General features: G+C 60.2%; 20 protein-coding genes. 8 read left to right on the plus strand and 12 right to left on the minus strand.

All coding sequences use genetic code 11. From position 1 onward, the window contains the following. Window positions 1-43 precede the first annotated feature (43 nt). Window positions 44-247, minus strand: a complete 204-nt coding sequence (locus RHP74_RS12445) for a hypothetical protein (protein ID WP_010459547.1) — start codon at window positions 245-247, stop codon at window positions 44-46. Between the two features lie 393 nt (window positions 248-640). On the opposite strand from RHP74_RS12445, the gene glsB reads away from it, so the two are divergent. From glsB to RHP74_RS12465, 4 genes are all read left to right on the plus strand, one after another. Next, window positions 641-1549, plus strand: a complete 909-nt coding sequence (gene glsB, locus RHP74_RS12450) for a glutaminase B (protein ID WP_010459549.1) — start codon at window positions 641-643, stop codon at window positions 1547-1549. Window positions 1550-1633: 84 nt separating this feature from the next. Further along, window positions 1634-3136, plus strand: coding sequence for an aldehyde dehydrogenase family protein (locus RHP74_RS12455; protein WP_311099686.1), 1503 nt, complete (start codon window positions 1634-1636; stop codon window positions 3134-3136). A gap of 74 nt (window positions 3137-3210) precedes the next feature. Then, window positions 3211-3558 (plus strand): BON domain-containing protein, encoded by a 348-nt coding sequence (locus RHP74_RS12460; RefSeq protein ID WP_077750141.1) that lies wholly within the window; start codon window positions 3211-3213, stop codon window positions 3556-3558. A gap of 152 nt (window positions 3559-3710) precedes the next feature. Further along, the gene (locus RHP74_RS12465; RefSeq protein ID WP_010459555.1) at window positions 3711-4334 is read left to right on the plus strand and encodes a DJ-1/PfpI family protein; all 624 of its coding nucleotides are present in this window, start codon (window positions 3711-3713) and stop codon (window positions 4332-4334) included. 96 nt (window positions 4335-4430) lie between these two features. Here the strand turns inward: RHP74_RS12465 and RHP74_RS12470 are convergent, their stop codons facing one another. From RHP74_RS12470 to cynS, 3 genes are all read right to left on the minus strand, one after another. Beyond that, entirely contained in the window at window positions 4431-5090 is a 660-nt protein-coding gene (locus tag RHP74_RS12470) for a carbonic anhydrase (RefSeq protein WP_311099688.1), read from the minus strand. A gap of 34 nt (window positions 5091-5124) precedes the next feature. Further along, window positions 5125-5361 carry a DUF2790 domain-containing protein gene (locus RHP74_RS12475; protein ID WP_083376970.1) on the minus strand — a complete coding sequence of 79 codons (237 nt, stop codon included), beginning with the start codon at window positions 5359-5361 and terminating at the stop codon, window positions 5125-5127. Between the two features lie 85 nt (window positions 5362-5446). Beyond that, complete coding sequence (cynS, locus tag RHP74_RS12480) at window positions 5447-5914, minus strand: cyanase (protein WP_010459558.1); 468 nt, start codon at window positions 5912-5914, stop codon at window positions 5447-5449. A gap of 122 nt (window positions 5915-6036) precedes the next feature. Here cynS and cynR point away from each other — a divergent pair, with 122 nt between their 5' ends. Next, window positions 6037-6933: a transcriptional regulator CynR gene (gene cynR / locus RHP74_RS12485; RefSeq protein WP_311099691.1), complete on the plus strand. Its 897-nt coding sequence runs from the start codon at window positions 6037-6039 to the stop codon at window positions 6931-6933. Here cynR and RHP74_RS12490 read toward each other — a convergent pair. From RHP74_RS12490 to RHP74_RS12510, 5 genes are all read right to left on the minus strand, one after another. Then, the gene (locus RHP74_RS12490) at window positions 6919-7221 is read right to left on the minus strand and encodes a hypothetical protein (protein ID WP_077750146.1); all 303 of its coding nucleotides are present in this window, start codon (window positions 7219-7221) and stop codon (window positions 6919-6921) included. The genes cynR and RHP74_RS12490 overlap by 15 nt on opposite strands. Window positions 7222-7355: 134 nt before the next feature. Then, complete coding sequence (locus RHP74_RS12495; RefSeq protein WP_042932832.1) at window positions 7356-7685, minus strand: hypothetical protein; 330 nt, start codon at window positions 7683-7685, stop codon at window positions 7356-7358. Window positions 7686-8203: 518 nt separating this feature from the next. Beyond that, window positions 8204-8707 carry a GNAT family N-acetyltransferase gene (locus RHP74_RS12500; protein ID WP_311099693.1) on the minus strand — a complete coding sequence of 168 codons (504 nt, stop codon included), beginning with the start codon at window positions 8705-8707 and terminating at the stop codon, window positions 8204-8206. 50 nt (window positions 8708-8757) lie between these two features. Beyond that, entirely contained in the window at window positions 8758-9387 is a 630-nt protein-coding gene (locus RHP74_RS12505; protein WP_010459566.1) for a glutathione S-transferase family protein, read from the minus strand. Window positions 9388-9503: 116 nt separating this feature from the next. Further along, a complete protein-coding gene (locus RHP74_RS12510) occupies window positions 9504-11453 on the minus strand; it encodes a DNA topoisomerase III (protein ID WP_311099696.1) in 1950 nt (649 codons plus the stop codon). Between the two features lie 282 nt (window positions 11454-11735). Here RHP74_RS12510 and RHP74_RS12515 point away from each other — a divergent pair, with 282 nt between their 5' ends. Beyond that, a complete protein-coding gene (locus RHP74_RS12515) occupies window positions 11736-12104 on the plus strand; it encodes a DUF427 domain-containing protein (RefSeq protein WP_282411073.1) in 369 nt (122 codons plus the stop codon). A gap of 238 nt (window positions 12105-12342) precedes the next feature. Here RHP74_RS12515 and lldD read toward each other — a convergent pair whose 3' ends face one another. The 3 genes from lldD to RHP74_RS12530 form a co-directional block, all read right to left on the minus strand. Then, complete coding sequence (gene lldD, locus RHP74_RS12520) at window positions 12343-13485, minus strand: FMN-dependent L-lactate dehydrogenase LldD (protein WP_304873010.1); 1143 nt, start codon at window positions 13483-13485, stop codon at window positions 12343-12345. A 198-nt stretch (window positions 13486-13683) separates the two neighbouring features. Next, window positions 13684-15306, minus strand: a complete 1623-nt coding sequence (locus RHP74_RS12525; protein WP_077750152.1) for an MFS transporter — start codon at window positions 15304-15306, stop codon at window positions 13684-13686. 1128 nt (window positions 15307-16434) lie between these two features. Then, entirely contained in the window at window positions 16435-18084 is a 1650-nt protein-coding gene (locus tag RHP74_RS12530; protein WP_311099698.1) for a GMC family oxidoreductase N-terminal domain-containing protein, read from the minus strand. A 133-nt stretch (window positions 18085-18217) separates the two neighbouring features. Between RHP74_RS12530 and RHP74_RS12535 the strand changes: the two genes are divergently transcribed. Together RHP74_RS12535 and RHP74_RS12540 are read left to right on the plus strand one after the other, a co-directional pair. After that, complete coding sequence (locus RHP74_RS12535) at window positions 18218-19102, plus strand: LysR family transcriptional regulator (protein WP_010459579.1); 885 nt, start codon at window positions 18218-18220, stop codon at window positions 19100-19102. Between the two features lie 171 nt (window positions 19103-19273). Beyond that, window positions 19274-19489, plus strand: coding sequence for a DUF4287 domain-containing protein (locus RHP74_RS12540; RefSeq protein ID WP_311099701.1), 216 nt, complete (start codon window positions 19274-19276; stop codon window positions 19487-19489). The last annotated feature ends 197 nt before the right edge of the window (window positions 19490-19686 follow it).

Here is a 19686-nt window from a genome sequence, read left to right on the forward strand (position 1 = left end):
TTCAGTCAGGAAGGCGGGGCAGCGGTTGCCCCGCGTAATCGGGTTACTCGCTGGCGCCGCACTTACCCTCGCCGCACTTGCCTTCAGCCGGTTTTTCCGCGGTATCGGCCTGGGCTTGGCTGTAGCCGTGGGCCAGTTGTTTCATGCTGAACGCTTCGGATTCGGAAGCCGAAGCCGCGTTGGACAGGGCCAGGCCACCGGCGATGATCAGGCCGAGGGTCAGGGAAGAAGTCGAGAGCTTGAACATGGTGATACTCCGTAGCGTTGAGTGAGTTGAGCGCTTTGATCGGCTTGGCCAATCGACGCGCACAGTTCATCAAGCGGGTGTATCTGCGATGTGTCTTTGGTGCGGGGTTTTATGGATGGGGTGTGTCGCAAGGGCGTCTGTACACACTCCGATACACGGCCCCGACACCTTGAGCCTGTGCAAACCCCCTGTGGGAGCGAGCCTGCTCGCGATAGCGGTGTGTCAGACACCATCAATGTCGACTGACAGGCAGCTATCGCGAGCAGGCGCGCTCCTACAGGGGGGATGGGTGAAGTTGAGATTGTGGTCGGGTCATCTGTGATCCGGCGCTCACCAACAGCGTCTAGCCTCCGTGTCCCCGCAATCCCACGGGGCGAGACTTCGGAACCCGGCATGCAAGCGCTGTTGAACGAGATCCTTGACGCCGTCCGGCCGCTGATCGGTCAGGGCAAGGTGGCTGACTACATTCCCGCCCTCGGCACGGTGCCGGCCAATCAGTTGGGCATTGCCGTGTATGGCAACGATGGCGAGCTGTATTGCGCGGGCGATGCCGATACACCGTTTTCGGTGCAGAGTATTTCCAAGGTGTTCAGCCTGGTGCAGGCCATCGATCACTCCGGCGAGGCGATCTGGGAACGCCTCGGTCACGAGCCTTCCGGGCAGCCGTTCAACTCGCTGGTGCAGCTGGAATTCGAGCGCGGCCGCCCGCGCAATCCCTTTATCAATGCCGGTGCACTGGTGATCTGCGACATCAACCAGTCACGCTTTGCCGCGCCAGCGTTGTCGATGCGCGACTTCGTCCGTCGCTTGTCCGGCAATCCGCAGGTGATGGTGGACGGCAAGGTCGCCGAATCCGAATACCAGCACCGCGCGCGCAACGCGGCCATGGCCTACCTGATGCAGTCGTTCGGCAATTTTCACAACGACGTCGAGGCCGTGTTGCGCAGCTATTTCAGCCATTGCGCGGTGCGCATGAATTGCGTGGACCTGGCCCGGGCGTTCTGCTTCCTGGCCAACGACGGGTTCTGCAAACACAGCGGCGAACAGATCCTGACAGCGCGCCAGACCCAGCAGGTCAACTCGATCATGGCCACCAGCGGGCTGTACGACGAAGCCGGCAACTTCGCCTACCGCGTCGGCTTGCCGGGCAAAAGCGGTGTGGGCGGGGGAATCGTCGCGGTGGTGCCGGGGCAGTTCACGGTGTGCGTCTGGTCACCGGAACTGAATGCCGCCGGCAACTCGCTGGCCGGCATGGCGGCGCTGGAATTGTTGAGCCAGCGAATTGGCTGGTCGGTGTTCTGAGGCATTCGGGCCTGAGCGGTTAATGACGCTCCCTGGATTTTCCTATACATTTTCCAGCCGCCCACTGCATGGTGAAACCGCTTCATGTCTCTTGCGCTCGAACGTCTAGTCGCTGGCACGCCGATCCCTTTTGCCGGTAATCGTGTCACTGTCGTCAGCCCCGAACTGGCCGCGCGCTTTCAGCCCGGGGACCATTTGCTGGTCGAGCAGGTCAGTGGCGAGTTGTTGCTGATCCCGGTGGTTGACCAGCAAGCGGCCGCCGTCGCCATCGAGCGCGCCGAAGCGGCGTTCAGTGCGCTGTCCAGCGTCCCGGATCAGGCGATCAGTGCGTTCTTCGATCTGTTTGCCCAACGCCTGGAAACCCCCGAGTGCTGGGCCTTGATCGAGGCCGCTAACCTGGCCGACATCGAACGCGCCAAGGCCCGCGGGCGTTCCACCACGCGACTGCTCGCCGATGAACGCATGCGCCGCGACATGATCGCCGGCCTGCGGGCCTGGCGCGATGCGTCGGCGACTCGCGGCAAGGTCATCAGTTGCGTCGAGCACGACGGCTGGAAGGTCGAGCAAGTGGTGTCGCCGCTGGGCATCGTCGCATTTGTGTTCGAAGGCCGACCGAATGTGTTCGCCGACGCCGCCGGTGTGTTGCGCACCGGCAACACCGCCGTGCTGCGCATTGGCAGCGATGCGTTGGGCACCGCTCAGGCCATCGTCACTCACGCATTGAACCCGGCACTCAGCGACGCCGGTTTGCCGAACGGCGCGGTGTCGTTGGTGGAAAGCGTCAATCACGCCGCCGGTTGGGCGATGTTCGCCGACCGTCGTTTGTCGCTGGCCGTGGCCCGGGGTTCGGGGCGGGCGGTCAGCCAACTGGGCAGCATCGCCCAACAGGCCGGCACCGCTGTCAGTCTGCACGGCACTGGTGGCGCCTGGCTGATCGCTGACAAAGACGCTGATGCCCAGCGCTTTGCCGCCGTGGTACGCAATTCACTGGACCGCAAAGTCTGCAACACCTTGAACGTCTGCCTGATCCAGCGCGACCGCGCCGCTGAGCTAGTGCCGTTGTTTCTCGACGCCCTACAGCAGGCGGGCACCGCCCGGAGCCAGGGTTGCAAGCTGCACATCGTTGAAGGCAGCGAGTCGTGGTTGCCGACTGAATGGCAAACCGGCAGCGTTGAGGTGTATCGCGCCGAAGGCTACCAGACCGAGGCGCTGGCCGAACCGTTGCCCGAGGAGCAGTTGGGCCGCGAGTGGGAATGGGAAGAAACTCCGGAAGTCAGCCTGAAGATCGTCGATGACCTGGACAGCGCCATCGCCTTGTTCAATCGCTACAGCCCGCAGTTCACCGTGTCGCTGATCAGCGAAGACGGGGCCGCGCATGAGCGTTTCTACAACGCGGTCAACGCGCCGTTTGTGGGCAACGGAATTACCCGCTGGGTCGACGGCCAATATGCGCTGAACAAGCCGGAACTGGGGCTTTCGAACTGGGAGAGCGGTCGGCTGTTTGCCCGCAGTGCGATTCTTTCGGGAGACGGGGTGTTCACCATTCGCAGTCGCATGACCCAGACCGATCTGTCGGTAAAACGCTGACATTCCTGGCACAGGCAACGATCGCACTATAATTAAGGTGTGTTTGCGTCTGTGTCTTGAGTGAGGGCTGCGTCATGAAACTTCATTCTTTTCGGCATTACTCCCACGATCTGGAAACGGTCGTGCACGACACATGGATCACCGGCCGGGTGAAGTCGGCCCTGGCGTTGGCAGAACCCAGCCTCGGCCTGCAGATCCATGTCAAAACCCTTGCGGGTACGGTGGCGTTGAGCGGTCGGGTCAACACCCATAAACAGTGTGAGCAGGCTGTTGCTCTGGCCCGTTCGGTGCCGGGCGTCGTCGAAATCGATGCCAGGGATTTGCGGACCCACGTGTTCACGCCAGGCAGTAATCCGGTTCCCCCCAACGCCGAAGAAACCGCCGAGCGTCGGCCATCATCGTCAGCAAAAGACGATCACTGATCAGGGCGACCTTGTGAGTGCAGCGCTCCCGTGAACCGGGAGCGCCTTGGTGTGGGCATTTCAGCTCGAACAACAATGGATTGCGTTTTTTGGGTGTTCTCTCGCTGGAAGCAAAGGCGGATGATTGGCCGTTCCCCAGAGAGGTGTACCCGATGAAACGTGTCCTCATGTTGTTGGCCAACGGTGTCGAGCCACTGGAAATGGCGGCGTTTACCGATGTGCTCGGTTGGGCCAATCTGCTTGGCGACCAACCCGTGGAATTGATCAACGCCGGCCTCCGGCGGAATATCGTGACGACCTTCGGGTTATCGTTCAATCCGGCTCATTTATTGAGCGAGGTCGATCTCGACAGCTTCGACGCTTTGGCATTGCCCGGTGGTTTCGAACCCTCGGGCTTCTATGAAGAGGCCTTGAGTGAGCCGTTTCTGGCGGTCATCCGGCACTTTGTTGCGGCCGGTAAAACCGTCGCCAGTGTCTGCGTGTCGTCGGTGTGCCTGGGCGTTGCCGGGGTGCTGAAAGACAAAGATGCCACGACCTATCACCAGGTCGGTGGCAAGCGCAAAAACCAGCTGGTTGAAACCGGCGCCCGTTTCGTCGACTGGCCTGTGGTGGTTGATGGCCGCATCATCACGTCAAGCGGCCCCGGCACGGCAACGGAAGTCGCCTTCGTGCTGCTGGAACAACTGACCAGCGCTGCAAATGCGGCGGATATCCGGCAGAAAATGCGTTTTCCAACACCGTCTCGCCAGTGGTATGAAACGCCGCAAGTGCCTTGATCCGGCACGCCATTCATTTGCCTCATACATCCAGGGAGCCGCTTCAGTCGAGCGCATTCGTCGCGCCCGACCTTCCAGGTTCTGCCTCCCATCCCATCAAGCAGCTTCGACGGCTTTGCCATGCATGGCACACGTGGTCGGGTGTTCGGCCAGTGACACAAAGCGGCGACTGCCGGCCTCCAGGGCATCGATCGAACCGGTCTCGATGTCGTAGACCCAGCCATGCAGGTTCAACTGACCTTTTTCCTGGGCCAGGCGCACGCTCGGATGCGTCTGGATGTTGGCCAGTTGCGCGATGACGTTCTCCCGGACCATCGAACTCACCTTCGCCGCGTCATCGGCGTGAGGGCGGGATTCGTTGATGACCTTGGCGGATTCAGCGTGTTGCAACCAGCCACTGACGGCGGGCAGGTGATCCATGCATGTGCACTTGGCGATGGCGGTCATGGCGCCGCAATCCGAGTGGCCACAGATCACAATGTCAGTCACGCCGAGCACTGCGACTGCATATTCGACCGTGGCCGAGACACCACCCGGGTGCGGGCTGTAGGAGGGCACGATATTGCCGGCGTTGCGGATCACAAACAGTTCCCCGGGTTCTTGCTGGGTCAGCAGTTCGGGGACCACGCGGCTGTCGGAACAGGTGATGAATAACGTGCCGGGATGCTGGGTGGTGGCCAGGTGTTTGAACAGGTCGGTGCGTTGCGGGAACGCTTCGTTCTGGAACTTCAAAAAACCTTCGATGAGCGCTTTCATGGTGACGTCCTCATAAGTGATGAACAGGGGCTACTCAGCTCGAGCAACCGGTTCCGAATTCGCTGAATTGCAGAATGTGAGTGGTGCCTTTGGAATCCTGGTACGTCATTTCCACCGGGACCACGCCGCAGACATCGGCGGTCGGGGTGATTGCCACGACGTGGGCGATGTCCAGGCTCATGCCGTATTGATAGGCAACGGCTGCGTCCTGGGCTTGAACCTGGGCCGATACGCCCGCGATCAACGAAAGAGCCAGCATCATTTTTTTCATGGGGCATCCTCCAGACGAGTGTGGTGGCTGACAAAGTGTGTGGGGTGTTGGGTCTGGCCCGCACCGGAGTGCGGACCGGTTCAACTTAGAAAGGACGCAGGGGCAGGAACTTGCCGTCGAGGGTGATGACTGCGCGGTGGCCGCCTTCCGGGTCTTCGACTTTCTTCATGTCCAGCTTGAAGTTGATCGCGCTGATGATGCCGTCGCCGAATTGTTCGTGAACCAGGGCTTTCAACGTGGTGCCGTAGATCTGGATCATCTCGTGGAAACGGTAGATGGTCGGGTCGGTTGGAACGCCTGAGAGGCTGCCGCGCAGCGGAATGATTTGCAGGCGGGCCACGGCGTCGGCGTCCAGGTCCAGTTTTTCGCCAACCACTTTGGCGGCTTTTTCTGGCAGCGGGTGTTGGCCGAGCAGGGCGGCGGTGACGTAGGCCAGGCTCAGGCCGGTGCCCTCGGCCATGTCTGCGAAGGACAGGTTTTTGCGCGCTTTGGCGTCGAGGATTTTGGCGGTCAGCTCGAGACTGGTGTCGTTGTAAGCGTGGGACTGTTGCATGGTGTTTCTCCTATCGGGGTTGTGTTGCTTGGGTGTGAAGCAATCTTCTACCGATTGATCCATAGCGTCCAAGACCGATATACAATGCGTTGCATAAGTCCTGCCTATAGATGGTGAGCCCCATGCTGCTGCGACATCTGCGTTATTTGCTGGCGGTTGCCGACCACGGCGGCTTTACCCGCGCCGCCGAGGCGCTGCACGTTTCACAACCGACCCTCTCCCAGCAAATCCGCCAGCTTGAAGAAACCCTGGGCGTGAGCCTGTTCGACCGGACGTCGCGCACGGTCAAGCCGACCGATGCGGGCCAGGCCTACATCGAGTGTGCACGTCGGGTATTAGTGGAACTGGAAGCCGGCAAACGGGCGCTGCATGACGTGAAGGATTTATCGCGCGGCACCTTGCGCCTGGCGATGACGCCAACGTTCATGGCGTATCTGGTGGGGCCGTTGGTGCGCGATTACGTGGCGCGGTATCCGAACATCCATCTGCAGATTTTCGAGTTGTCGATGGACGACATCGAGGCGGGGCTGGTGGATGACTCGCTGGACATCGCCATCGCGTTTACTCAGGTGAGAAACGCCGACATCGAATCGATCCCGGCGTTTACCGAAACCCTGGGGGTGATGGTGGGGCGGGATCACCCGCTATATGAACGGCGAGCCGCGTTGTCCGCTGAAGAGGTGGCGCAGTTGGATTTTGCGCTGCTGGCCCCGGACTTCGTCACCCGCACCCGCATCGATGACTATTTTGCGCAGGAGCAGATCACGCCGAAGGTGGTGATTGAGGTGAATTCGGTGAGCACCTTGCTGGAGGTGATTCGGCACACGGCTATCGCCACCATTCTTCCCGAACCGATTGCCACCCAGGACCGGGCACTGCGCAAAATTCCATTGCTGGGGGAAGCGCCTACACGCGGGGCGGCGCTACTTCGGCGCAAAAATAATTATCACAGCGCGGCGTCGGTGGCCTTAATGAACCTGGTGTTGGGCGCGGTGGCGACGGAGTCAGTCATCCAGTGATTGGCAGATGCCATTGGGGGCTTTGCCCGTGGAGCTCACGGTCACCGAGTCGTCATCGGCGAGAATGATCAAGATCGTGACGCCCGAACCCTTGGCTTCAAAGCTGCGCTCGTTGATGGCTTTGGTAACGGCATCTTTGTCATTGATTGTTACCGGACCTTCCTGATCTGCATGGACGGCAATATTGCCGGGGCAAATCACATCAAATGAAGGAAGGTTGGGGATGCTGTCTGCGTGGGCAACATTTGCCATTGTCAGTAACAGCAGGGTTGTCAGGGCATTTTTCATCGCAAGTCTCCATGGGCACAGCAGCGAATACGCTTAACGATAGCTGTATTTACTGCGCACGAGACAAACAAAAAAAGGCCCCGCTTGATCATACGAGCGGGGCCTTATTTATTGAGGAGCAGCGGGGGGGGATATCAGTAGAACCGGTCAATCACCCGAACTTCATTCTGGTTCTGCATCGAGGCCCACGCCTGTTTCAGCGTTTGCAGAACATTACCGATGAAGTCCTTGTCGGCTGCGGCTTTCTTGCCGACATAGCCTTGGCCGCGACGGTACATCTTCAGTCGGGCCAGCAGGTTCTGGTTGTTCTGGTCGAACTCCGCTTCATGGGCGTGTGGCGACAGGCAATCGATATGAACCTGGCCCGATTTGCTGATCCACAGAATGTGGCTGTCGTGGCTGTCTTTTTGCGCCGCGAAGATGCGAGCCAGTTCATCGATAGTAGGTTGATTGTTCAGATTCATAATATGCCCCTTGACCATTTGGTGATCTTTCAAAGTTGATTCGCTAATACAGGTAGCCCATCGGTTAGTTGATCCCTGGCACCGAAACCAGGACGTCAGCGGTCAGCCGTCAATTCGACGGGGTCTCGCGTCTGTTGCATGTAGTCGTGTTGAATAACTGCTACGCAATAGCGTCACAACGAAGAGAAGCAGCGAAAACCTGGAGGCCACCGCCGACTTTTTAGGGTCGGCCACAAGCTTCATGAGGATTGATCGCCAGCGCTTCTCGTCCTTGTACTGGACGTTCGGGCCAGGTCAGCTTCTTCAATCTGCCTTGTGGGCAGCGTGTATCCGGGAAAAACAGCTCGGCGGTCAGACGAGCTTGCTCAAACATGTTGCTGTACTCCCGATCGGGGAGATGTCTGCATCATGCAAGGGCAAATCGGAGGCGTCAACCGTTATGTAGTGATTATTTTTAATCACTACATATTGTCGGACAAAGCGCTTTGGAATTAAAAAGCAGCGACGCAACGCCCGGGTCAGGACGATGGCAGCAGATGTTGGAAGCGATAGAAGGTGCAGGGATAACCGTCTACCGACCGTTGATGCAGGGTGAATTCATCGCCTGCGAACTCGGGCATCACCTTGGCCCAGAAGCGCCGTGCAGGCACGTTCGCGTCGATGTGGAAAATCTGCCATTGACCGGGGAACCGGCTCAAGAGGGTAGACACGACAAACTTCGCGACACCTTGGCCACGAAAGCGTCGGCTGATGAACAAGTAGCCGATGTTGTGCTCGGCCCCCTCAACATGGACATCGTCATCCACGGTCACGAAACCGGCCAGTTCCCCGTCCACCTTGATCAGATACGGCCGGGTTGCTGGGTTACGCCAGTAATCCGGTTTCGGCTGGATATTGAAAAAACCGTGCTCGCCGAGTTTCAGCGGTAGAAACTCGCTGAAGTCATGCATGTAGAACTGCATCAGGTTTTCAATCGTTTCCAGTTCGTCGCGGTGTGCGGCATGCAGTTCTATCGAGGGCATGCTGGGTTTTCTCCAGATCGAAGGGCCGTCCGTGGCTCTTTCGGGATCACTCAGTGCGGAGCGAAGTCGTATGTCCCACCCGTCTTCAACGCCGCGGCGTAAGCAGGACGTGCCTGGAAGCGATCAACCCAGGCCGCTACATGAGGGTAGTTGCCCAGCTTGCCTTGGGCGCGGGCAATCTCACCGATAAAGCTCATCTGGATATCGGCGGCGCTGAATTCGTCACCCAGCAAATAATCGGACTGGCTCAAGGCCGTGTCGAGGTAGCCAAGGTAGTTGGCCACTTCGGAGTTGATGCGCGGATGCAGTGGCGCACCGGCTTCACCCAGACGCCCGACGTACAGGTTCAACATCAGCGGCAGCATGGCCGAGCCTTCGGCGAAGTGCAGCCACTGGACGTATTCGTCATAGGCGGGGGTAGACGGATCGGGTTGCAGGCGCCCCTGGCCATGACGACGGATCAGGTAATCGATGATCGCAGAGGACTCGATCAATTTCTGCGCGCCATCTTCGATGACCGGCGATTTGCCCAGGGCGTTGATCGCTTTCAATTCCGGCGGTGCCAGATTGGTTTTCGGGTCACGCTGATAGCGTTTCAGCTCATAAGGAATGGCCAGTTCTTCCAGCAACCAGAGAATCCGCTGGGAGCGGGAGTTGTTGAGGTGGTGCACGATAATCATAAACAAGATTCCTGTAGCAGCTGTCGATTGAAACGAGGCTGCGATGCCGTTTCAGAAAATGGGGCCATCGCCGGGCTTGAAGAACACTAGACCATTACGGTCCGTTCGAAGTGCCCTCAAGCTTTACTGGCCGGTTTCGCCGCGCGTTTGGCGCCTGTCGACGGCTTGCGCTTGGCGGGCTTTCGTTTGTTTTTCCACGGAGTGGCGCCACGACCGGCCGGGCTCGCCGGCCCGCTGATGGTCAGGCTCAGGCCGGCGCAACGGGCGACCTGTTTGCTCATCCACGCGGCCTGTTTGGTGACGAATTCTTCCAGGCTCATCTCGCCGCTTTGCACCATGTCCAGCGCCTGTTCCCAGATGGCCGTGGTGCCGGGGTCGGCGATGGCGCGCGGCACCGCATCGATCAGGCTGAAGGCCGCCGGGGTCGCGGCCAGGGCCTTGCCGTTCTTGATCAGGTAACCGCGGTCGAGCAGGCCCTGGATGATCGAGGCGCGTGTCGCCTCGGTGCCAATGCCGGTGGTGTCCTTGAGCTTCTGTTTGAGCAGCGGGTCTTCCACCAGTTTGGCGACGTTCTTCATCGCTTTGATCAGGTCGCCTTCGGTGAATGGCTTGGGCGGTTGCGTCCAGAGGTCCTTGAGCTTCACGTCGGCCACCGCGCAGTCACGCCCTTCGGCCAATGCCGGGAGTGTTTGCGGTGCGGGTGCCTCGCGACCCTTGGCCGGGGCGAGCGCCTCGGGCAGGGCGCGTTTCCAGCCGGGCTCGACGATCTGCTTGCCGACGGCGCGCAAGGCTTCACCGGCGCAGTCGAAGTCGGCCTGGGTGCGGTCGTATTCATGGTTGGGCAGGAACTGCGCCAGATAGCGTGCGCGGATCAGGGTGTAGACCGCCCGTTGCTTGCCCACCAGTCGATCGAGATGCTTGGCCGCCGCCGTCGGGATGATGCCGTGGTGAGCCGTGACCTTGGCGTCGTTCCAGGCCCGTGAACGGCGCTGTGGCTCCAGGTGATCGTTCAAGGCGTTCAGGGACGGATCGGCCTGCCGGAGCGCGGCGAGAATGCCCGGGGCTTCACTGTGCTGGCTCAGCGGCAGGAAACCGCAATCGCTGCGCGGGTAGGTGATGACTTTGTGGGTTTCGTAGAGCGCCTGGGCGATGTCGAGGGTTTCCTGGGCGCCGAGCCCGAGCTTCTTCGAACAGACTTCCTGCAACGTGCCCAGGTCGAACGGCAACGGCGCGACTTCACGCATTCGCTCGGTGCGCAACTTGATCACCCGGGCACTCGCCGCGCTGCTGATGGCCGCAGCCGCTTGCTGGGCCAGCGGCTGATTCAGGCAACGATCCTGATCGTCACAGACGTCGGATGCCGCGCGCCACTGGGCGGTGAACGCCGTGCCGTCATGCAACAGCTGCACGTCGATGGCCCAATAGGCCACCGGTACGAAATCGGCAATGCTGCGGTCACGATCCACCACCAGCCGCAAGGTCGGTGTCTGCACCCGGCCTACCGGCAACACGCCCTGATAACCGGACTGACGGCCCAGCAACGTGAACAAGCGGCTCATGTTCATCCCGATCAACCAGTCGGCCCGGGAACGTCCCAGCGCCGAATGATAAAGGCTGAAAGTTTCGGCTCCCGGTTTGAGCGCCGCCAGCGCCTTGCGTATCGACGCATCGTCCAGTGCCGACAGCCACAGGCGCCGGATCGGCCCGCGATAGCGGCAATGCTCGACCAGTTCCCGGGCAATCATCTCGCCCTCACGGTCGGCGTCAGTGGCAATCACCAGCTCGTCAGCCTCGCCCAGCAGGCGTTTGACGGCCTTGTACTGGCTGGCGGTGCGCGGTTTGACCGTCATCTTCCATTTTTCCGGAATGATCGGCAGATCCGCCAGCACCCAACGCTTGTAGCGCGCGTCGTAGGCGTCCGGCGGCGCGGTTTCCAGCAGATGGCCGATGCACCAGGTCACCGTGACGTCCGTTCCCAGCCAGCAACCGTCGCCCCGACGCTTGGCGCCGAGTACTGCCGCGATGTCTTTGGCCTGGGAAGGTTTTTCACAGAGGTACAGCTGCATAACCACCATCGTTCATCAAGTGTGCAAGAGACGCACAGAATGGCGGGTGATGAGCAAGGGATCAATCATTATCTGTATGGATGTACAGCAAAGCTGTTGCGTTTGTTTGCGCCAGTCAAAACGGCCCGTTCGGCTGCGAGGCCGTCGTGCTGACGAAATTTGGGTTATACCTGACATTCGCAGTCTCAGGTTTCGGGGCCGCTGCGCGACCCATCGCGGGCAAGCCGGATCACCGTACCGCACGCTCCCACAGGTCCATCACCTTCATGAGGCACGTATTCCATGAAAAGCACCGGTCCCAGTCCTGTCATCACCATCGCCGAGCAGCCGGGCTGCCTGTTAGTGAAATTTCACGGTATTCAAGTGGCCGCTTCCTCGCGCGCACTGGTGCTGCTAGAGGCCAATTATCCTCCGGTGTACTACGTGCCCTGGGAGGACATCGACGAAAATTATTTCGCCCGCACCGACCACACGACCTATTGCCCGTACAAGGGCGACGCCACGTATTACAGCCTGCAAATCCCGGGGCATGAGGGCGCCAACGCGGTGTGGCGCTATGAAGACCCCAAAGTGTCGGTCGAACAGATTCGCGGGTATGTGGCGTTCTATCCCGATCAGGTTACGTTTGAGGTGCTCAAAGACGTTGAGTGAGGTTCGGCATTGACGGCAATGCTGCTCACTCACGCGCGATTTTTCAGGCCTACCTGCTTTTGCGGCGAGGGAGCTTGCTCCCGCTGGGCTGCGTAGCGGCCCCAAAAACGGGGCAACCCTACCGATTTTTGTGAGTGCTGCGCACTCAAGCGGGAGCAAGCTCCCTCGCCACAGGTTTTTGATTGGCTGAAGAGGTGATCAGGTGAGCAAACGCCCACATTAACCGAGCGTTTTCATTTCAGCGAACAGTCCCCACCAGCGTCGATTCATCAATCTGACCAATCGAAGTGACCCCGGTCAGGGTCATGGCCACGCGCATTTCCTTGGCGAAAATATCCAGCATGTTCTCCACCCCGCGTTGACCATCGGCCGCCAGCGCATAAGCCATGGATCGCCCCAGCAATACACCTTTGGCGCCCATGGCCAGCATCCGCACCACATCCAGCCCCGAGCGAATACCCGAGTCGACCAGCACCGTCAGGTCATTGCCCACCGCTTGCATGATCGGCGGCAATGCCTGGGCGGTAGAAAGGACGCCGTCGAGCTGTCGCCCCCCATGGTTCGACACCACGATGCCGTCTGCGCCAAAGCTCACCGCGTCCCTGGCGTCCTGCGGGTCGAGGATGCCTTTGATGATCATCGGGCCTTTCCAGAAGTCACGAATCCACTCCAGATCACTCCAGCTGATCGACGGGTCGAAGTTATTGGCCAGCCAGCCCATGTAGTCTTCAAGCGTGACGGCTTTGCCCAGGTACTTCGAGATGTTGCCCAGGTCGTGCGGGCGGCCCATGACCCCAACGTTGAACGCCCAGTCGGGGCGTGTCATGGCCTGAAGCATGCGTCGCGATGACGCAAAAGGCCCGGACATGCCCGAATGCGCATCGCGGTAGCGGGCGCCCGGGGTCGGCATGTCGACAGTAAACACCAGGTTTTTCACCCCGGCGGCCTTCGCTCGCTCCAGGGCGTTTTTCATGAAGCCCCGGTCTTTGAGCACGTACAGCTGAAACCAGATGGCTTGCTGGCTCTGCGCCACGACTTCCTCGATCGAACACACCGATACGGTTGAAAGGCACAGCGGGATACCTTTTTTCTCCGCCGCTCTGACCGCCTGCACCTCACCCCGGCGGGCGAACATGCCCGTCAGGCCGACCGGCGCCAATATGACGGGCATTGATAGGGGCTGATCGAAGAGGGTGGTTTCCAGGCTCAGGGTTTCGACGTTTTTCAGAATCCGCTGACGCAGGCTGATGCCCGCCAGGTCGGCGCTGTTGGCCCGTAGCGTATGCTCGGCATACGCCCCGCCATCAATGTAATCGAACAGAAAACGCGGAAGTTTGCGACGTGCTGCCTCGCGGTAGTCGGATGCGGATGAAATGATCATGGGGCCTCGGTCTGGTGAGTGTCGGGGCTGTAGAGATCGTTGAGCTTAACCTGTGGCGAGAGAGCTTGCTCCCGCTGGGTGGCGAAGCCACCCCAATCCAGCCGACTCGATTGTTCTGACACACCGAGGCGGCTGGTTTGGGCCTGCTACGCAGGCCAGCGGGAGCAAGCTCCCTCGCCACAGGGGATTGTGGTGGACTCAGTTAGTGTCCAGATCCACGTTTTTGGTCTCACGCAGACAGATCATCCCCACCACCAGGCTCACCGCGGTAATCACCACCGGGTACCACAGCCCGTAGAAGATGTCCCCGGTATACACCACCAAGGCAAACGACACGGTCGGCAGGAAACCGCCAAACCAGCCATTACCAATGTGGTACGGCAGGGACATCGAGGTGTAGCGGATACGGGTCGGGAACAGTTCGACCATCAGCGCTGCCAACGGGCCGTAACACATGGCGGAAATGATGATCAGCACCACCATCAGTCCCACGATCATGGGCTTGTTGACCTGTTGCGTATCGGCTTGTGACGGATACCCCGCCAAGGTCACCGCACCGCGCAGGGCCGCTTCGTCGAAGCCATCCAGTTTCACGTCACCGACGCTGACCTGCACGTCGCTGCCGGCCGGTGCGGCTTCGCTCGTGTAGGGCAGGCCCTGCTTCACCAGGAAGGTTTTGACCTTGTCGCACGGGCTGTCAAATTTCGCCTTGCCCACCGGGTCGAACTGGAAGGTGCAGGTGGCCGGGTCGGCCAGTACGGTAATCGGTGCCTGACGGCTGGCCTGGTCGATGGCCGGGTTGGCGTAGTGGGCGATGGACTTGAAGATCGGGAAGTACAACGCAGTAGCCAGCAACAGACCGATCATCAGCACCGGTTTGCGCCCGACCTTGTCCGACAGCCAGCCAAAAAAGATGAAGAACGGCGCGCCGATAATCACGCTGACAATCAGCAGACTGTTGGCCAGCGCCGGGTCCATCTTCAGGAACTGCGTGAGGAAAAACAGCACATAGAACTGTGCGGCGTAGAAGGTCACCGCTTGCCCGGCGTTGATGCTGAACAGGGCGATCAGTACGACTTTGAGGTTTTCCCATTTACCGAAAGAATCGCGTAGCGGCGACTTGCAGAGTTTGCCTTCCTCTTTCATTTTCACGAAGGCCGGCGACTCGTGCAGGCTCAAGCGAATCCAGGTCGAGATGCCCAACAGCACGATGGAAAACAGAAACGGAATGCGCCAGCCCCAGACTTCAAACTGGTCGCCGGTGAAATAACGGCAGCCAAGCACCACCAGCAGCGACAGCAACAGGCCGAGGGTGGCGGTGGACTGAATCCAGCTGGTGTGGAAACCGCGCTTGCCCATCGGCGCGTGTTCGGCGACGTAAGTGGCAGCGCCGCCGTACTCACCGCCCAGGGCCAGGCCCTGAAGCATGCGCAACACCACGAGGATGATTGGCGCGGCGATGCCGATGCTCGCATAAGTCGGCAGCAGCCCGACACAGAAGGTCGCCAGGCCCATGAGGACGATGGTCGCGAGGAACGTGTATTTACGCCCGATCATGTCCCCCAGCCGTCCGAACACCAACGCGCCGAAGGGCCGCACGATGAAACCGGCGGCGAAGGCCATCAGCGCAAAGATAAACGCCGTGGTGTCGTTGACCCCGGCGAAAAACTGCTTGCTGATCACCGCCGCGAGGGCGCCGTAGAGGAAAAAGTCGTACCACTCGAACACCGTCCCGAGTGACGACGCGAAGATGACTTTGCGGGTGTCGGGGCTGGTGTCGACGCTGAGCGTGGCATCCAGGGGCTGAACATGTTCTGACATATCGGTATCCCTCACAGTGATTGTTTTTGTTGTTCCACTGTCGGCGCCAGCCTTGTGGGCGGGCGCCGCGTTTATCCATAAAGCCGGGTGTACGTCGATCTTTGTAGGAGCGAAGCTTGCTCGCGAAGGCGTCAGACCTGACACACGGTGTCATCGTTCTTCGCGGGCAAGCCTCGCTCCTACAGTGGGTTGCTCATAAAGCCGGGTGTACGTCGATCTTTGTAGGCGCGAAGCTTGCTCGCGAAGGCGTCAGACCTGACACACCGCGTCATCGTTCTTCGCGGTCAAGCCTCGCTCCTACAGTGGGTTGCTCCATAAAGCCGGGTGTACGTCGATCTTTGTAGGCGCGAAGCTTGCTCGCGAAGGCGTCAGGCCTGACACACCACGCCATCGTTCTTCGCGGGCAAGCCTCGCTCCTACAGTGGGTTGCTCCATAAAGCCGGGTGTACGTCGTCTTTGTAGGAGCGAAGCTTGCTCGCGAAGGCGTCCGACCTGACACACCACGTCATCGTTCTTCGCGGGCAAGCCTCGCTCCTACAGTGGGTTGCTCCATAAAGCCGGGTGTACGTCGATCTTCGTAGGAGCGAAGCTTGCTCGCGAAGGCGTCAAACCTGACACACCACGTCATCGTTCTTCGCGGGCAAGCCTCGCTCCTACAGTGGGTTGCTCCATAAAGCCGGGTGTACGTCGATCTTTGCAGGAGCGAAGCTTGCTCGCGAAGGCGTCCGACCTGACACACCGCGTCTTCGTTCTTCGCGGGCAAGCCTCGCTCCTACAGTGGGTTGCTCCATAAAGCCGGGTGTACGTCGATCTTTGTAGGCGCGAAGCTTGCTCGCGAAGGCGTCAGACCTGACACACCGCGTCATCGTTCTTCGCGGTCAAGCCTCGCTCCTACAGTGGGTTGCTCCATAAAGCCGGGTGTACGTCGATCTTTGTAGGCGCGAAGCTTGCTCGCGAAGGCGTCAGGCCTGACACACCGCGTCATCGTTCTTCGCGGGCAAGCCTCGCTCCTACAGTGGGTTGCTCATAAAGCCGGGTGTACGTCGATCTTTGTAGGAGCGAAGCTTGCTCGCGAAGGCGTCAGGCCTGACACACCGCGTCATCGTTCTTCGCGGGCAAGCCTCGCTCCTACAGTGGGTTGCTCAGCAGTTCCTTCTGCGGGTTGAGGTTCCTTGTGCTGGGGTTGAGGATCATCAGCGCAGCCTTTTCGGCAATCATCAGCGTAGGCGAGCACGTATTGCCCGAGGTAATGCGCGGCATGATCGAGGCATCCGCGATGCGCAGTCCGGGAATCCCGTGAACGCGCAACTCGGCATCGACCACGGCCTCCACATCGTTGCCCATGCGGCAGGTGCCCACCGGATGGAAAATCGTCGTGCCAATTCGTGCGGCGGCTTCGTGTAGTTCCTCTTCGGTCTGCAAGCTATCGCCGGGCAAGTACTCGACCGGTTTGAACGCTCGCAGGGCCGGGGCGGCGACGATGCGCCGGGTCAGGCGAATGGCATCAGCCGCGACCCGCAAATCCTCTGGATGGCTTAAATAGTTGGGCTGAATCAGCGGCGCTTCCTGCGGATCGGCGGAACGAATCTCCACCCGTCCGCGACTCTGTGGCCTCAGGTCGCAAACCGACGCCGTGAAAGCAGGGAAGGCGTGCAGCGGTTCGCCGAAGCGTTCCAGCGACAGCGGTTGAACGTGGTATTCGAGATTGGCCGAGGTCTGTTCCGGCCCTGACCGGGCAAACGCCCCCAGCTGACTCGGCGCCATCGACAGCGGGCCGCTGCGGTCGTACAGATAACGCAGACCCATGCCCATCTTGCCCCACACGCTGCCAGCGATCTGGTTCAGGGTGCGGGCGTTTTCCAGTTTGTAGATCAGCCGCAGTTGCAGGTGATCCTGCAGATTGCCGCCCACGCCCGGCAGTTCATGAGCCACACCGATCCCCAGTTTTTCCAGGAGCGGGCGAGGGCCGATCCCGGAGCGTTGCAGAATGCTCGGCGAACCGACGGAGCCTGCGCACAGCACAATTTCCTTGCGCGCCTTGAAGGTTTTTGCCTGGCCTTGATAACGGGTGCTGACCGCCGAAGCACGGCCGTTTTCCAGCAGCACGCGGTCCACTTCGACGTCGGTCAGCACGGTGAGATTGGCGCGATTGCGGATCGGTTTGAGAAACGCCTTGGCCGCGTTCCAGCGAATCCCGGCCTTCTGGTTGACCTGAAAATAGCCGCAGCCTTCGTTGTCGCCCTGGTTGAAGTCATCGATGCTGGCAATGCCGCTTTGCTCGGCGGCACTGCGGAACGCATCCAGAATCGGCCACGACAGCCGCTGACGCTCGACCCGCCAGTCGCCGCTGGCGCCGTGAAATTGCGAGTCGCCGGCAAAATGGTTTTCGCTTTTCTTGAACAGCGGCAGCACGTCGTTCCAGCGCCAGCCCGGATTGCCGTCAGCGGCCCAGCCGTCATAGTCGCCAGCCTGGCCGCGCATGTAGATCATGCCGTTGATCGAGGAACAGCCGCCCAGCACTTTGCCGCGCGGGTAACTCAGGGCGCGACCTTGCAGGCCGGGTTGCGCTTCGGTCTTGAAGCACCAGTCGGTGCGCGGGTTGCCGATGCAGAACAGGTAACCCACGGGGATGTGAATCCAAGCATAGTTATCGCGGCCGCCGGCTTCGAGCAGCAAGACGCGGTGTTGCGGGTCGGCCGACAGCCGATTGGCCAGCAAACAACCGGCCGGCCCGGCACCGACCACGATGTAGTCGAATTCATCAAGGGAAGTCTGCATCCCTGACCTCGTATTGTTGTTCTTGTTGTCGGTCATCCTAGTTGTTAGCTTTCGTCAAAAGAATGTTAGTTTTTGCGCAGCCGCTGTGCGTTTTCAGACAGCGCCTCAAACAGCGTAGCCCCAAGGACGACTCATGTTCGACTGGAATGACCTGCGGTTTTTTCTCGAATTGCAACGCAGCGGGCGTTTGCTCACCGCCGCCCGCCGTTTGAACACCACCCACGCCACCGTCGCCCGGCACATCGAGGCCATTGAAAAGAGCCTTGGCACCGCGCTGTTTGTCCAGCATGCCCAGGGCTACGAAATGACCCCGGCCGGCGAAGCGCTGCTCAAGCACGCCGAAGCCATGGAAAACGTCGCGTTGCTGGCGCAAGAGGAAATCACCCAGTCCACGGCGCCACTGGGCAAGATTCGCGTCGGCGTGACCGAAGGGTTGGGCATCATGTTCCTCGCCAGCCGCATGAACGGCCTGTTCGAACGCTACCCCGGACTGGAAGTGGAGCTGGTCGCCGTGCCGCGCTTCGTCAGCATCCTCAACCGCGAAGCCGAAATCAGCATCCACCTTGAACGCCCGGCCGCCGACATGCTGGTCACGCGCAAACTCACCGACTATCGCCTGGCGCTCTACGCCAGCCAGGCCTACCTCGACAAGGCACCGCCGCTGCACAGCCGCGAAGACCTCGGCCGCCACGCGTGGATCGGCTACGTCGATGACTTGCTGTTCAGCCAGGAACTGATGTTCCTCAACAGTTTTTGCCGCAACCCGCAGGTGGTGTTCCACAGCACCAGCGTCATCGCCCAGCAACAGGCGGCACGTTCGGGATTGGGGATTGCGGTGCTGCCGTGCTACATGGCCAGCGCCGATCCGGAGCTGGTGCCGCTGTTTCCAGACGAGAGCATTGAGCGCAGCTACTGGATCAGCACGCGGCGGGAATTGCACAAGTCGGTGAGATTGCGGGTGATGTGGGATTACGTGGTGGAGTTGTGTGAGGCGGAGCAGGGGTTATTGATGGGATAGCCTGCCAACCCATCATAGATCTCTGATCAACCAAGCAATGAAGCAACCAACACAACCCCTGTGGCGAGGGAGCTTGCTCCCGCTGGACTGCGCAGCTGTCCTGGTCTTCAATTCGGGATGAAGACAAGGAGCGTCCTCCGACACTCCGTCGCGAACAAGGGAGCTTGCAGCATGACCGAAGAGACAAAAGTGAAAGGCCCGGCGTCGTACTTCCCGTCCATCGAGAAAAAGTACGGTCAGCCCATCAACCATTGGCTGGACCTGCTCGGGACGGTGAGCGGCAAGAAGCATATGGAAATGGTGGCTTTGCTGAAGGATGAGCATGCAATGGGGCATGGCCATGCGAATGCGTTGGTGGCGCATTATTTGGCGGCTGTTAAAAAGTGAGGCCGCTGTAAAAGGCTGCAATGTGAAATGGCGGTGAGAGGGGGGCTGGATGTGCCACCGCCATCGCGAGCAGGCTCACTCCTACATGGGTTCTGCGTCGTTCGCGAGTGTTGTGGTCAGCATAGCCTCCTGTGGGAGTGAGCCTGCTCGCGATGGCGCCAGCTGGCTCACCGCATTCTGCCGGGATCACTCAAACA

The organism is Pseudomonas sp. SG20052 (assembly GCF_031766055.1).
Classification (GTDB): domain Bacteria; phylum Pseudomonadota; class Gammaproteobacteria; order Pseudomonadales; family Pseudomonadaceae; genus Aquipseudomonas; species Aquipseudomonas mandelii.